This is a genomic window from Rhodococcus sp. DK176 (genome assembly GCF_038447315.2).
GTDB classification, from domain to species: Bacteria; Actinomycetota; Actinomycetes; order Mycobacteriales; family Mycobacteriaceae; genus Rhodococcus_F; species Rhodococcus_F jostii_A.
This window is the reverse complement of the sequence record NZ_CP118321.2, coordinates 7305272-7319975: the sequence shown is the minus strand read 5'-3', so window position 1 is coordinate 7319975 and position 14704 is coordinate 7305272. Positions and strand designations below refer to the sequence as shown.

The 14704-nt window shown below is 62.9% G+C and carries 13 protein-coding genes and 1 pseudogene; 6 read left to right on the top strand and 8 right to left on the bottom strand.

Going from position 1 to position 14704, the window contains the following annotated elements; genetic code table 11:
• Window positions 1-307 precede the first annotated feature (307 nt).
• Complete coding sequence (locus PSR88_RS34015; protein ID WP_009479916.1) at window positions 308-1945, bottom strand: flavin-containing monooxygenase; 1638 nt, start codon at window positions 1943-1945, stop codon at window positions 308-310.
• A gap of 409 nt (window positions 1946-2354) precedes the next feature.
• Between PSR88_RS34015 and PSR88_RS34010 the strand changes: the two genes are divergently transcribed.
• A complete protein-coding gene (locus tag PSR88_RS34010) occupies window positions 2355-2603 on the top strand; it encodes a hypothetical protein (protein ID WP_016885040.1) in 249 nt (82 codons plus the stop codon).
• A 707-nt stretch (window positions 2604-3310) separates the two neighbouring features.
• Here the strand turns inward: PSR88_RS34010 and PSR88_RS34005 are convergent.
• The 3 genes from PSR88_RS34005 to PSR88_RS33995 all read right to left on the bottom strand — a co-directional run bounded on the left by PSR88_RS34005 (window position 3311) and on the right by PSR88_RS33995 (window position 6175).
• Entirely contained in the window at window positions 3311-4210 is a 900-nt protein-coding gene (locus PSR88_RS34005; protein ID WP_016885039.1) for a crotonase/enoyl-CoA hydratase family protein, read from the bottom strand.
• On the bottom strand, window positions 4207-5193 hold the full coding sequence (locus tag PSR88_RS34000; RefSeq protein WP_016885038.1) for an NAD(P)H-dependent flavin oxidoreductase: 987 nt from the start codon (window positions 5191-5193) through the stop codon (window positions 4207-4209). Before PSR88_RS34000 ends, PSR88_RS34005 begins: the two co-directional genes overlap by 4 nt.
• Before the next feature lie 82 nt (window positions 5194-5275).
• Window positions 5276-6175 carry an SMP-30/gluconolactonase/LRE family protein gene (locus tag PSR88_RS33995; protein WP_009479911.1) on the bottom strand — a complete coding sequence of 300 codons (900 nt, stop codon included), beginning with the start codon at window positions 6173-6175 and terminating at the stop codon, window positions 5276-5278.
• Window positions 6176-6434: 259 nt separating this feature from the next.
• On the opposite strand from PSR88_RS33995, the gene PSR88_RS33990 reads away from it, so the two are divergent.
• Both PSR88_RS33990 and PSR88_RS33985 read left to right on the top strand, forming a co-directional pair.
• On the top strand, window positions 6435-8081 hold the full coding sequence (locus PSR88_RS33990; RefSeq protein WP_029539804.1) for a long-chain fatty acid--CoA ligase: 1647 nt from the start codon (window positions 6435-6437) through the stop codon (window positions 8079-8081).
• A gap of 270 nt (window positions 8082-8351) precedes the next feature.
• Entirely contained in the window at window positions 8352-9998 is a 1647-nt protein-coding gene (locus PSR88_RS33985; protein ID WP_237724239.1) for a sigma-54-dependent Fis family transcriptional regulator, read from the top strand.
• Window positions 9999-10038: 40 nt separating this feature from the next.
• Here the strand turns inward: PSR88_RS33985 and nudC are convergent, their stop codons facing one another.
• The 3 genes from nudC to PSR88_RS33970 form a co-directional block, all read right to left on the bottom strand.
• Window positions 10039-10965 (bottom strand): NAD(+) diphosphatase, encoded by a 927-nt coding sequence (gene nudC, locus PSR88_RS33980; RefSeq protein ID WP_011598512.1) that lies wholly within the window; start codon window positions 10963-10965, stop codon window positions 10039-10041.
• A gap of 73 nt (window positions 10966-11038) precedes the next feature.
• Entirely contained in the window at window positions 11039-11341 is a 303-nt protein-coding gene (locus PSR88_RS33975) for a Dabb family protein (protein WP_005568216.1), read from the bottom strand.
• Between the two features lie 74 nt (window positions 11342-11415).
• Window positions 11416-12156 (bottom strand): alpha/beta fold hydrolase, encoded by a 741-nt coding sequence (locus PSR88_RS33970; protein ID WP_011598511.1) that lies wholly within the window; start codon window positions 12154-12156, stop codon window positions 11416-11418.
• Between the two features lie 211 nt (window positions 12157-12367).
• On the opposite strand from PSR88_RS33970, the gene PSR88_RS33965 reads away from it, so the two are divergent.
• Window positions 12368-13300 carry an alpha/beta hydrolase gene (locus PSR88_RS33965; RefSeq protein ID WP_009479906.1) on the top strand — a complete coding sequence of 311 codons (933 nt, stop codon included), beginning with the start codon at window positions 12368-12370 and terminating at the stop codon, window positions 13298-13300.
• A gap of 24 nt (window positions 13301-13324) precedes the next feature.
• Here PSR88_RS33965 and PSR88_RS33960 read toward each other — a convergent pair whose 3' ends face one another.
• Window positions 13325-14080 (bottom strand): IclR family transcriptional regulator, encoded by a 756-nt coding sequence (locus PSR88_RS33960; protein WP_011598510.1) that lies wholly within the window; start codon window positions 14078-14080, stop codon window positions 13325-13327.
• 212 nt (window positions 14081-14292) lie between these two features.
• Here PSR88_RS33960 and PSR88_RS33955 point away from each other — a divergent pair, with 212 nt between their 5' ends.
• A complete protein-coding gene (locus PSR88_RS33955; protein ID WP_272943408.1) occupies window positions 14293-14520 on the top strand; it encodes a CoA transferase in 228 nt (75 codons plus the stop codon).
• Window positions 14496-14674 (top strand): annotated as a pseudogene (locus tag PSR88_RS33950) (hypothetical protein); the annotation flags it as partial. The gene PSR88_RS33955 and the pseudogene PSR88_RS33950, both read left to right, overlap by 25 nt.
• Window positions 14675-14704 lie beyond the last annotated feature (30 nt).

Sequence of the window (14704 nt, the reverse complement as noted above, 5' to 3'; positions counted from 1 at the left end):
CTCTGCAGGATGTTCTCCTGCGGCGAGGCTTTATCGCATCCTCGGTCGGCGCCTTCGCGATACCCCGCCACTCACCATTGACACAAGCTCTAGCAGCAGTTGCGCCGGTTTGGGCCAGTGTCGACGAGCGGCCGCCGGACGGTCGTCGGGCCGGCGGCTCGCGCGCGTCGAGGGCGAACAGGTCGGATGCCGCGACGACCGCCGTCATCGGAACTCGTTGGCAGGATGTGAGGGCCGCCGGGCCCTGCGCCTGACGATTTCCGCGCGATCCGCTGTAGGTCGACCTGTCCGCCGTTCGCGCACGTCATCAGGACAGTGTGAAGGCCTTGTACCCGGCCGCGACGTTTTCCTCCCAGTGGTCGAAGTAGGAAGGAAGGCCGCCGGAGTAGTTGAGCATCTGGCTCGGTTTACCGGGAATGTTTGCCCCGTGATACCAAGACTTGGCCCGCGGAAAGAGCGACATATGGAAGACTTCCTCCACGTGCGCCGTCCATGATTGCTCAGCGTCCTCGCTGGTCTCGAACCGCTGGTATCCGCCGTCGCGAACGTGGGTCAGGAAGTCGACAACGATCTCACCCTGTACCTCCGCGCAAGTGGGCCCGTTGCAGAATCCGGCTGGGCTCTGCGGGCCGTACACGAACATCAGGTTGGGGAATCCCGCAGTGGTGAGTCCCATGAAGGTATCGAGCCGCTCGGACCACTTGTGGCTCAACAGTTGATCATTGGTTCCTCGGATGTCGATCGACGTGATGCCACCGCGGTTCGCGTCGAAACCTGTCGCGAACACCAGGATGTCGAACTCGTGCAGACCGGACTTGGTCTGGACACCCGCCGGGGTGATCCGCTCGATCGGATCCTCGTTCACATCGACGATGTCGACGTTCTCCTGGTTCACCACATCATAGAAGTTCTGCTCCAGCGAGGGTCGCTTCGTCCCGAATGGATGGGGCGGATCCATCGGGGCAAGCTTCTCAGCCTTGACCGGATCGGTGACGCGCTGACGGACCTTGTCGCGCCAGAAGTCGTACATGATGCGGTTCGCGCGTTCATCGAGCAAGATGTCTTGATAATTGGCGAGCCACAGCTCGAAACCGCCGGTAGCCCACATCCGTTCGTACGTGTCAGCTCGCTCCTCGTCCGAGACTTCGAACACGCTCTTCGGGATGAAGTCCATGTCGAACCCGGCAAACGACCTCCGGCGCTGGGCAAATCGCTCGGGAAGGTTTTCCTTCAGCTTCTCTTTGAGCTGGCCTGTCAACTGTTGCTGCCGCATCGGAAGCGCAAGGTTGGGTGTCCGCTGGAAGATGGTGATCTGTTCGGCGTCCGCGGCGGCCTCCTGGGTGACCTGAACGCCGCTCGACCCGGTGCCGATGATCCCCACGCGTTTGCCGGCCATGTCCAGACCTTCTTGGGGCCACAATGCGGTGTGGTGAGATTCGCCTGCAAAGCTGTTGAGCCCGTTGATGCTGGGAATGTGCGGCTTGGCGCCGAATCCAGTGCAGATCACTACAGACCTGGCACGCAGCATCCGGCCCGTGTCGGTGCGCACTGTCCATTGGTTTCGCTCGCCGTCGAAGTCCGCAGACGTCACCCGCGTACTGAAGATGATGTCTCGAGACAGATCGAGCTTGCGGTCGACATAGGCAAAATAGTCGCGCACACCGGACCATGACGGGTAGAGCTCATCGTAACTCCAGTCCTTCCACAGGTCCTCGCGTGAGTACTGATAGATCTGCCCGGTGCTGTCGGTTCGAGCACCCGGGTAGCAATTCCAGTACCAGATGCCCCCAAGCGAGTCACCGGCTTCGACGACCTTCACCGAAAATCCGCGTGAACGAAGTTGATCGAGTTGATACAGACCCGCGAAGCCGCCTCCGACGACGAGAACGTCCAAGACGCCGTTCGCCTCGTCGAGCTCCCTCGTATCGATCGATGCCGTGGTCATGCTGCCTCCTTGAGTGAAATGCCTGGGACCCGCGCCGAGGAGCAGATCGATGTGTGCCAAGCCGGCCCGTTCGTATGACCGACATCACATACGCTAGGGCCGTTCGAGAACCCGGGACTGTCCGATATCGATCCACCGGACACGCGGCGGGCACCGGGCACACGTGCACGCATGCCTCGCGTGGCGAACGGTCAGTTCATCACCGGCATCCACCATTCAACTGCAGCAACATTTTTGGCCGGAAGAACGGCCTGCAGGAGTCCGGGCACTCCTGCATAACTCTGCACGTTGAGCATGGCGCCCGGCTCCGGTGTCGGCATCCACGCCGACGGCGTGGCACCGTACCCCTGTCCTACGCACAGTGAGGAGCAGAACAGCGCTGGCTCCCGCCAGGTTATGGAGTGGCGAGGTGCTCGCTGCGATCGAACCCGATGTGAAGGGCTACTTCCGCGGTCGCAAGCCTGACCAGGTCGGTCCAGACGCGTCAGTTGCTGCGGACCTGTTGTTCGAGAACGTCCAGGTTCCCTCGGATAACATTATCGGTGAGCTCGACTACCGCTTCTTCCACCTGATGACACACTCGCAACAGGAGCGGCTCGAGTGCGCGATCAGCAACCTCGCCAGCGCAGCGCAGATCCTCGACGAGACCGTGGTGTAAAGCAAGAACCACAAAGCTTTTGGTCATTCGATCGGTCAGTTTCAGCACAATGGGTTGCCCCTCGCCGATCTCGTTACTCGATCGAAGTCGCCCGAGCAGTCATCGATCAGTACGCGATTGCCCACGTGGGCGCTGAGTTGACGCCGATTGACGCTGCCAATGCCAAATGGTGGTCCTCGCAGGTGCAGAACGACGTGATCGCCCACTGCGTCCAAGTCCAAGGCGGCAGGGCTATATGAACGAGTACCGGTTGGCCCGCGCTTGGCGTGATGCTCGCGTCACCAAGATCTGGGACCCGCAACACGGGGAGGGCCGTGGCCAGCGGTCTCATGGCCCGGTCATCGCGAAATTCCTCTGCGCGAATAACTCGTGGCTGAGGTCCCCCACCCCAGAACTGAGAGGTGCGTCGCATCGCGTCTAGAGGAAGGTGCCGGTGCACTTTCTTCCACCTGCGCAGCCGTCGCTCAGTTGGCCGGCCGCGCAGGTGTGGCGATGATCTCGGCGGGCACCCCCGAACCAGCACCCTCGACCGCAAGAGAGAAACGCCGGGTTCACGCGGCCATCGGACTGTGGAACTGCCCCGATCAAACTGATCGGCCAACCGTGGGCTCGTCGACACTGATGGGATTTCATTGGCCGGTAGGCAGTGACGATGAAAGGTGCTACCCGTATTCCGCGAGGGACATCACAGCTATGCCTCAGCGACGCTACCGCTCTATCCAGTCGGTGTAGAAGTCAGGAAGGTCGGTTGATACGCGTCCCTTGAACTGGGGCTTCCTCTTCTCTCGGAATGCTTGGACACCTTCTCTTCCATCTCCGATACTGGTGTAGAACATGGCGAGTGAATCGATGCGGTGAGCCTCGGCGGGGTGATCGAGAAGCGCGTTGCGGTACATCATCTGCCGGGTCAGGGCGGTCGCGACACGCGACCGATCGCGAGTGAAGCGATGTGCCAGTGCAAGCGCGGCATCGAGAAGTTCGTCCGGCGAGTGGACCGAGCGAACCAGGCCGATCTCGGCCGCGTCGGCCGCGTCGAGGATGTCGGCGGAGTACACGAGGTCGAGTGCGGTATCGAGTCCGACGATCCTCGTCAGGAACCAGGTCGAGGCTGCTTCGGGTGTGATCCCGAGGCGGCCGAAGACAAACCCGAATCGTGCTGCTGTGGAGGCGAGTCGGGCGTCCATGGACAATGTCAGGGTGGCTCCGATGCCCACGGCGGGGCCGTTTACGGCGGCGATCACGGGTTTGAGGCAGTCGAACACCGCAAGTGTGACCCGACCACCGGTGTCGCGGACGCCGCGGGCAACGACCGGGTCCTGCAAGTCACCCATATCGTGGAGCGTCGGCTCCAATGTCTCGTCGAGGCCGAACACGTTGCCGTCGGTCGTGAGATCCATACCGGCGCAAAACGCACGGCCCGAGCCGGTCACCACCACGGCATTGACGTCGTCGTCGTCATTGACGGCCCGGAAGAGGTGCTCGAGCTCATCAGCCATGGAGATGGTGAAGGCGTTGAGCGACTCCGGTCGATTCAGCGTCACGATGAGCACGCCGTCGCGCAGTTCGAGGGCGATCGTCTCGTACTCGACATCCACGGTGCGGATCATCGGACGGCACCCGCAAGTTGGGGAAGTCTGTTCACGATCAGATCATGGGCTTGATTGACCGTGCCGGTCACGATCTCCTCGCAGGTGAGGATCTCGTCGATCAGTCCCTGTGATTGCCCGGCCCACCACAAGCCGGCATCCACGTCACCGCCGGCCAGAACCTTCTGGCGACCGCGCACCCCGGAGGCCAGATCGGCGACGTCGTCGAATGTTGCGTTCGGAAGCGCGGAGATCTCGGAAATTCTCTCCGAGATGGCGTTGCGGGCGACGCGGGCGGTGTTGTTGAACTCTCGAAACACCAGTTGCGTGGATCGTTCGTCGTTGACGGTGATCTGGCGTTTGACGTTCTCGTGGACCGTCGCCTCTGTGCTGGCGACGAATCTGGTTCCCATGTTGATAGCGCTGGCCCCCAATGCCAGAGCCGCCGCCAGGCCGGCACCATCGGCGAATCCGCCGCTGGCGACGACGGGGATCGACAGTTTGCGGGTGGCGGCAGGGATCAGGACGAGACCGGGGACGTCGTCGTTACCGGGATGGCCGGCACATTCGAACCCGTCGACGCTGACCGCGTCGACTCCAAGCTTCTCCGCCTTCAGCGCGTGGCGCACGGAGACGGCCTTGTGGATTACCTTGACGCCGGCGGCGGCGAAGGCGTGCAGATGGGGAGCGGGGTTGCTACCCGCCGTTTCGACGACGCCCACGCCGGAGTCGATGATGGCAGCGCGGTAGTCCTCGTAGGGAACAGGTTTGAGGGTTGGCAGGATCGTCAGGTTGACACCGAAGGGTCGGTCGGTCATGGACCGACACCTTGCGATCTCCTCGGCCAAGGCTTCGGGTGTCGGCTGGGAGAGAGCGGAGAGGAATCCGAGAGCACCCGCGTTTGCGACGGCGGCGATGAGGTCGGCAGTGCCGACCGCAGTCATGCCGCCACAGACGACGGGATGCTCCACGTCGAAGATCCGTGTGAAGGAGGTAGTGAACACCCCGGGGCTCCTTGGTCAGTTGAAATGTGAGATCAACGCCGGACCCGCTGCGGGAGAGGGTTCCACAGCGGGATCCGGAGGGTCAGGGGCGGCCGGCGTGTGGTACGTCCACTTCGGTGGCGAGCATGCGCCCCAGACGGGTTGCGGTGCGTTCGGTCTCGTCGAAATTCGGTGCGACGCACAAGAACAGGGTGCGTCCGTCGTCGCCGCCGAGCGCGACGGCGAACACCCCGTCGGGTGCGGTGCTGACCTCGTCGAGGATTTCGCCGCCCTTGGCGATCCGCACCGCTCGGTTGTTCGCGGCATCGGCAATCCACACGGCGCCTTCGGCGTCGAGGGTCAGACCGTCGGGCACGATCGTGGCGGCCTCGAGTCGTGTGCCGACGTCGGGCTCGGCACCGAGGTCTCCGTAGCCGGCCCATTCGATTCGCTCGCCGAGCGTGCCGTCCGGGTGGATGTCGAATGCCGAGATCCGATTGCCGAACAATTCGTTGACCAGCAGGGTTGAACCATCGGGAGTGATGACCATGCCGTTGGGGAATGACAGTCCGTCGGCGACGATCGAGGCGCTTCCGTCGGTGTCGACGAGGACGACAGTTGTGTGCTCGTGTGGCGCCCCACCCATGAGGTCGAATCCGAAGTTGCCCACGTAGGCCCTACCCTGGGCGTCCACGACCATGTCGTTGGCGTGGCCACCGCATAGGTCGTGGATGTCGGCATGCTCGACGAGTGTGCCGTCCGACTCTTGACGCAGCACCTTGCGGTCCTTCATCGACACGATCAGCAGCCGCCCGTCCGGTAGCCAGCCGAGCCCAGAGGGTTGGTGCGGGACCGTCGCGACAAGTTCGATGCTGCCGTCGGCGTTCACGGCATTCACGGTGTGGGTGTAGAAGTCCGCAAACCAGAGACGTCCGTCATGCCAGCGGGGGCCCTCGAGGTACGAGTAACCGTCGACAATGGTTCGCAGCGTGTATTCGGTCATGATTGTGCCCCTTTAGATTTGGAGTCGTTTCGGGCTCGGCATTTCAAACCCGCGTTTCTACCACTGTTGTCCGCTGAGTGATCAAACGAATGTCCGAAAATGCAACACCACGTTGGGGCGAGCGATGACTCGTTATAGGACACCTTGTGCCCGACGGGGGGTACAGGATCGGCCTATTACGTCGTCGCAGAGTTGGCATCCATCGAGGACCCGACTTGGAGCAATCTGATGAAAGGCGGTAGGACCGGTGGATGGGCTCATGATGAGTAGTCAATTGTCGGTGGCGAGGCTGCTGTGGCGCGCCGAGAACGTGAACGGCGCTCGGATCAACACGGCCTGGACTTCGGACGGGGTTCGCAGTTTCACGTACCGGGACCTGGTCTCCGACGTGAGGGATCTGGCCGGTGCGCTCGCATCGATCGGCGTGAAACGTGGGTCCCGAGTCGCAACCATGGCGTGGAATACCCGTCAGCACCTGGCGGCATACTTCGCGGTTCCAGCGCTCGGGGCCGTCCTGCACACGGTAAATCACCGCATGCCGGTCGAACACATGGCCTATACGATCAACCATGTTTCAGATGAGGTTCTGATCGTCGACGAGGATCTCCTCCCGTCGGTAGAGGCGATGCGTGGCCGGATTCCCACGGTTCGCCACCTCATCGTTGTGGGCGAACCCGGTGCGATCGATGACTTCGACCAGGTCATTCCCTATGATCAGTTCGTTTCGGGTGCATCCACCCACGGGACCTTCCAGGAGGTCGACGAAAACACTGCGGCGTCGATCTGCTTCACCTCGGGCACGACCGGGTCGCCCAAGGGCGTGGTCTACAGCCACCGGAGCATCGTGCTCCACGCCATGGCGATCAGCACCAAGGGCGGAGTCGAGATCGACGCGGAGCGGGCCTACCTGCTCGCCACCCAAATGTCGCACGTCAACGGCTGGGGTGTCCCCTACGCGGCGGCGCTCCAGGGCGCACGTCTGGTGCTGCCCGGACCGCACCCCACACCCGAGCGGTTCCTGGACTTGATCCATGGCGAACGGCCCGACACCTTCGTCGGCTCGCCAACGGTCGCCGCCCTCATGCGCGACGAGCACCTTCGCCGAAACTGTGGCTACGATCTCTCGGAGCTGAAGACGATGTGGCTCGGAGGGCAGGTGCCGCCGGTCGCTCTGGCGCGGTGGTGGGCTGAGCAAGGCGCCCGCGTCGTAAATGGATGGGGAATGACCGAGACATCTCCGATGGGCACCTTCTCCCCCGGCGGCTCGATGCAGGGCAGGCCACTGCCGTTGTTCGAGCTCCGCGTCGTGGACGAATCCGGCTCACCGCAACACTGGGATGGTCAGACCGTCGGCGAACTGGAAGTACGTTCGCCGTGGGTCGCCCGGGAATACCTGGACGATCCACGAACGGCGGACAGCTTTCGAGACGGCTGGCTGCGCACCGGCGATGTGGCGACCGTTCACCCAGATGCCGGCCTGCAGATCAAGGACCGCGAAAAGGACCTCGTCAAGAGCGGTGGGGAGTGGATCTCCTCGGTAGACCTCGAGAATGCGCTCATGATTCATCCTGCTGTCTCGGAGGCCGCCGTCATCGCCATACCGGACGACACATGGCAGGAACGCCCCCTCGCGTGGCTCCGGCTGGACGCCGACGTGACCGACGAGGAGCTCCGGACGTTCCTGGCGACAACACTCCCCCGATTCTGGCTGCCCGATCGTTTCGTGAGAGTCGATGAGATCCCCAAGACTGCAATGGGCAAGATCGACAAAGCCGACATCAGACGACAGCATCGGGAAAACACAGGTCAGCCCACATCGACAGACCAGGCGAGCACAGTCTCCGATGGTCGCGACCACAACGTTGCAGTCATCCCCACCAGGTCCGATACAACGAGCGGACTGTAGCAAAACGGGACACACACAAAGATGTGAGCCAGGTTACATTCCAAGGAGGGTCAGCTCGGAAAATCCCCTGACCAGTGATGTAAGGTGGCTATGAGTATCGACAAGGCGGGCCGCGAGCCATTGAATGAACGTGAACGATTCTGGACATCAGTGCCATCACGAGAGAGCCAGGAGTTGAGCACCCTCCGACCCGAGATCGAGGCGTCATGGCGGCGGTGTGAAGTTATCGGCGTCTCGGCCGGCGATGGCGACCTTCCCTATACGCCGGACGTGGATCGTGACAGCCGGTTGAGGAGAGCCGCCGATCCGGTGATCGACAACCTCGTCCTGCACCTGCAGGACGCACCCGCGACCATCCTGCTGGCCGATTCCGCCGCTCAGATCGTCGACCGCAGGGCGGGCGACGCAGGGTTGCGAGCGCGTTTGGACCGCGCCTACGTGGCACCCGGTTTCCGCTATGCCGAGGAGGATACCGGCACCAACGGGATCGGCACCGCGTTGGAGGAGCGACGACCGTTCCAAGTCAGCGGTGGTGAGCACTTCCGTGAGGCGCTGCAGAGCCTGGCGTGCGTCGGTGTTCCTATCATCCATCCGATCACCCGCACCGTGGAGGGGATCCTCGACATCACCTCCAACCTGTCGGACTCCAACGCGCTGATGGGTGCCCTGGCGCAATCAGCCGTTCGCGAAATTCAGTCGCGCCTCTACGCCGAGTCCTCCGATCGCGAGCAACTGCTTCTCAAGTCCTTCCTGCAGGCCTCTCGACGTGGCTCCTCTGCAGTGGTGTCCTTGAATCAAGATGTCATCATGACAACTCCGATGGCCGCACAGATCGTCGACACGTCCGACCAGGCGCTCCTGTGGGATTGGGCATGCCGAATGCTGGCCGGCCGCGACGAGTTCATCGGGGAAGTCAGGCTCGCCGACAACGTCGCGGTTTCCGCAACTGCACGTAGAGTCGGAGACTCCCGAACGCCGGCGGGCATCGTCATCGAGATGAGGCCACATCCCCGCGATACGAAGAAGTCGCCCGCCCGTCAATTGGTGTCGGCCTCCCCGGTCGAAAGGCGCACGGAGACTGTCAAGATTCCCGGCCGCAGTTTGTCGACGAAGCGACTGCAGACCGAACTCGAGCGACTCGCCGCGATCGACGCACCTGTGCTCGTCACCGGAGAACCCGGCGCCGGCAAGTTCTTTGCCGCGAGCGCCCTCCACCGGATGCAGGATGCCGACGGCCATTTCACCGTGTTCGACGCTGGTACCGCCTCCGTCGACCCCGACGCGTGGATTGCCGGACTGGTCAATTGGAACAAGGTCGCCGGAGCCCTCATCATCCGGCATCTCGATCTCCTGCCGGAACAACTGGTCTCCAACGTCTGCGCGATCCTCAGCGAGGCCGTCGACAATCGCGCTCACATCATTGCCACCGCCGGCGAGGGGGTCCGTCAAGGCCCCGCCGGACGACTGTGCGATCACTTCATGCGCCGCATCGAGATCGATCCACTGCGACTTCGGTCCGAAGATATCGCCGACATCAGTGTCGCCTTACTACGTAAGCACTCCCCGGACCGCAACGGCCTGCGACTGCAACCCACTGCTCTGCAACTGCTGGTCGCGCGGGACTGGCCGGGAAACGTCAGAGAGCTCGAATCGGTTCTGGCGTCCTCGCTCCTGCGGTCGATGGGCTCCGACATCGGAGTGCAGCATCTGCCCGACGGATACCGCGACGGTGATCTACGCCGCCGAAATGCCTCGACCTCACTCGAATTGGCGGAGCGTGACGCGTTGCTCAGGGCACTCGTCGAGACCGACGGCAACAAACTACTGGCTGCGCAACGCCTGGGGGTAGCTCGCTCCACCCTCTACCGCAAGATGCGCGCCCTGGGAATCGACGGAAGCCGGTTCCTTCCGCAGTAGTGCCAGTCGATGACGGGACCGTGCCGATCGAGACAGAGCGTCAATCACGGGCTCGCGCCCAGGCCTCGAGCATGCGCCTCGCAATCGAGACTGCGCCGGGCAACAACACGTGCGCATCCGCCGAGCTCGTCCAATCCCCTGCAGCCAGAGCCTCCCGTACCTCCGCGCGGGTGCACCAGAGAGCTTCGCCGATCTCGCCATCCATGAAGACGAGCTCGTCTCGAGGATCGGCCGTGGCATGGAATCCGAGCATGAGGGAGCGTGGGAAGGGCCAGGGCTGACTTCCGACGTAGACCACGTCGGAGACGACGAGACCAACCTCCTCCGCAACTTCCCGCGCCACACAGCTTTCCAGAGACTCACCCGCCTCGACGAAGCCCGCCAGCGTCGAGAAGTTCCGTGCCGGCCAGTTCGCCTGACGCGCCAGCAGTACTCGGTCCGCCCCGTCGTGCACCAGACAAATGATCGCCGGATCGGTACGCGGATATTCCTCCCGGCCGCACGTCGTGCACACGCGCATCCAACCACCCGAGGTGATCGTTGTCGGCGCCCCATCCCTCGCGCAGAAATGGGCGTCGTCCTGCCACGTCAGCAATGCCAACGCTGTGACATACCGGTCGGCGTCAGCAGCATCGAGGAGTGCTCCGTGTGAGCGCAGGTCACCGAGCTCGACCTCGGTTCCCGCAGAGGAATTGTCAGCGAGGAACTCGTCCCGCACCGCCCACTCGTGAACCGTGCCACAGACGCCGAGCAGCACGGCGCGCGCGGGAGGCTCGGAGTAGAGGTCGGCGGCCGGTTCCAGCATCAGTTGTCTGTCGACAAGCCGGACCTGACCGCGACCGTTCACGCGAAGTATTCGGGCATCCGGCCACGCCTCCACCCACGCAGCCGCGTCGTCACGTACCGAGACGGGACGGCTCAGGGCACCACGTGACGGGGTCTGCCCGGTGTGTTCGACACTCACCACTGGATCACAACTTTCGGAAACGAGCGATACTGTCGACCGGACCGTCGTTCGACGAACGACGGTCCGGTCGCGTCTATCGCGAGGCGAATTCGATCTGAACGGACGAATACGATTCGGCCATCACCGAGATGAATTCCTGGACGAGGCGCACATGATCGGGATGTGCCAGGTATGTGCGAAAGTCGGGAACGTCTTCGAAGGTCGCGGAGATTGCGTAATCGCCACTGCCGGGCTTGAGGGCCAGATCCCTTCCGTAACGGTATTCCACGACCTCCGGAATCTTCTCCGAGACTGCGCTCAGAGCTTCGTGAAAGGACTCGATATGCTCGTCACTGATGTCCTGCTTCCATTTGAATGTCACAACGTGATTCAACATGGTGAGAATCCTCCCTGGATTCGCGATTCGAACGTGGCATGGTCGGAACCCGGATTGCGTTCCCGGTCAGATCACTACAGAGATTGCTCCGACAACGCCACCGTCTCCGGAGCGTTCTCCACCATGGGGTAGTGCCCGGCTTTGCCCTGAATGGTCTTCAGGTTCCCGTTCTTCAAGGCCGCCAACGTGTCCCCGAGGTACTCGGCGGTGACGAACGGGTCGCTCTCACCCACGATCAGGGTGGTAGGCCCTTCGTAGGTGCCCATCCGGTCGAGGAAGTCGGGACTGGTCCAGTTCTTCAGGTAGGACTCCCAGGTTGCCTGGTCCATCGTCGAGCGGTTGCGGTCGACGAGGTTCTTCAGATCTGTCTCGTCGATGTGTGGTGCCAGTGCGCCACGGATGGCCGCACCCGGGTCTGCCCAGGCCCCGGCGAAGGAACCGTAGGTCGCTTCGTCGAGAGGGGTACCTGCCGGGGAGACGGGCGTCAGTGCGACGACCGAGGTCACGCGTTCTGGTGCGAGGGTCGCCACCCGAAGCGCTGTGGTGCCCCCCATCGAATGTCCGAGAACGGAAAAGGTCGACCATCCGAGCTGATCGGCGGCGTCGAGTGCGACCGCGGCCATCCCGTCGATTCCGTCGGCCGGTGCTTCGGGCCGGTTGACCCCGTATCCCGGAAAGTCGAGGTACGCGTAGGTGAAGCGGGACTGATCCGTCCGGGCGCGGGCGGTGAGCCATACGCTGCTGTCCAGCGCCCAGCCGTGCAACACCAGGATCCGATGGTCACCGCTTCCTTCGATCGCTGCAATCGCATTCACTGCCGTTCCTCTCTGTCGGCGACGCTGATATTCCAGCCGTCTGTTGATCACTCCGAATCAAACTAGAACCGCAGGGCGTCGGCGTGTCCGATTGTGAAACACACGCGCGGATGCGTGTGTGATTTTCGGACACTCCCCGCGCCGAACGCACCCGTAGGGTGGCTCCACCTGTCGGCTGAACAGACTTGCTCATGACATGAAGGAGAACACCATGGCACTCGATCCTGCGGTCAAGAATTTGATAGACACTTTGAACGAGCAGGGACTGAAGTCGTTCGAGCAGATGAGCATTGCTGAAGTCCGTGGGGTCGTCGAGTCCTTCAGCGGCCTCCAGGCACCGAAGGCGGACGTCGCTCGTGTCGTCGATACGGTCTACCCCGGCCCCGGTGGCGACCAGGCAGTGCGTCTATACATCCCGGAGTCCGAAACACCTCTGCCGATCGTGGTGTACATCCACGGCGGTGGCTGGGTCGCCGGCAGCCTCGACGTCACCGAGCAGCCATGTCGCGCGCTCGCCGCCGATGCGAAAGTCATCGTGGCTGCAGTGAGTTACCGGCTTGCTCCCGAACACAAGTTTCCTGCCGCACCCGAAGATGCGTTCGCGGCACTGAACTGGGTGGTCGAGCACGCAGCCGACTTCGGTGGCGACGGCACGCGCGTAGCCGTCATGGGTGACAGCGCCGGAGGCAACCTGGCCGCGGTCACAGCCCTCCGGGCACGCGACACCGGCGCCCCGGCACTGCGCGCTCAGGTATTGATCTATCCGGTCATCGACGGCACGGCACGATTCCCGTCGCGCGAGGAGAACGCCGAGGGGTACTTGGTCACCACGGCAGCCATCGACTGGTTCTGGGAGCAGTATCTGGCCACCCCGGAAGACGCCGAGAATCCCTACGCCTCCCCGGCCAAGGCCGCGGATTTGGCGGGGCTTCCCTCCACCCTGCTGTTGCTCAACGAATACGAGGTCACTCGGGACGAGGGCGTGGACTACGGTCGGAGGCTGGCCGACCAGGACGTCCCCGTGCAGGTCGAACTGTACGAAGGCCTTGTCCATGCCGTGTACTGGATGACCGGCGCCATTCCGCGCAGCGCTGAACTGCACGGTGCCGTCGTCGAATTCCTCGGCAAGCAGTTCGCCGGCTGACCACGGTGTCCCGGGTCGGCTGCATTACGGTCGTACGCTGCGATCGGACCAACTCCGGGCACCTTGCTCCAAGAGGGCGACCAGCCTGTCGCGCTCCTTCGTGATCACGGTGTGTGGTGCGATGACACCGACGGCGGCGACGGTCTTGCCGTTCTCACGAACCGCGATCGAGACACCGTCGCCGTCGGTCGACTCGTTGGGGGAGGCGCAGATTCCGGTCTGTTCGATCTCCGGTAGGGCAGCGAAGAACCGCTCGACAGTGTCGCGATCCTCGTCGGGCAGAGTTTGGATGTACGCCCAGAGGTCACGCTTCTCCATCCCGGCAAGCAGTATCCAGCCGCCGGAGGTACGGATGAGCGATCGCCTCACGTAATTCTCGGCGAGGTACGCGAACCGTGGGTCGGAAGAGCAGTAGTCGACGTAGAAGATGTTCGGACCGACGGCGATCGACAGCACGGTCGTCAAGCCGGAACTCGCGTGGACGTCTTCGAGGTCGGCGTGCGTGACCGTCGAGACGGGCTGCCGCCCTGCGAGGCGGTTGAGTAGATACGGGGCACTGCCGAGCGAGTACCGTCGCTCGTGCTCCTCGAGATAACCCGTCGCAACGAGGCCGTTGACGAGACCTTGCGTCGAGCTGATCGGCGCGTCAAGCTCTTTGGCCATCCCACTCAAGGTGAGTCCGGTGCGGGATCGGGCTACGAGCTCGAGAATCGCAGCAATGCGGTCCACGGTTCGATGGCGACTGCGGCCTCGAACATTCAGGGCGTCATCTGATTGCATCACGGCACATTCTCCCTACGGGCACTGCTCCATCCGAGCGGTCACCACCTACTCTATCTTACTTATATCTGTAAAACACTCCTTTATTGCGGAAACCCGCTCAGGCTGACATAGTCCTTGAAGTGCTTCCTGTCGCAGTGAAAGAGGTTTCAGTGGAACTCACACCCGGCGCTCTTCATGGTCTGCGCGTCATCGATCTGACGACCGTGATCATGGGCCCCTTCGCCACCGCAACCCTCGCCGACATGGGCGCAGACGTCATCAAGGTCGAGAGCCTCGACGGTGACATGAGCCGAGATATAGGTGCCCGCCGCCATGAAGGTATGAGCGCTCTGACACTCAACCTTCAGCGCAACAAGCGCAGCAACGCGATCGACCCGCCTCCGCGGAGGGCCGTGAGATCCTCGACGACCTGGTGCGCAACGCGGATGTGTTGGTGACGAATCTACGGCCGCGCTCCCGGCAGAAGTTGGGCATCACCTACGAGCGACTCTCGGAGACCCTCGTTATGCCCCATACGTCATCGCCGACAAGGTCGTCGGGCTCTACATCGTCACCGCCGTCCTCGCCGCCGCGATGGAGAAGAATCACACCGGCCTCGGCCAGGAGGTCGACGTACCGATG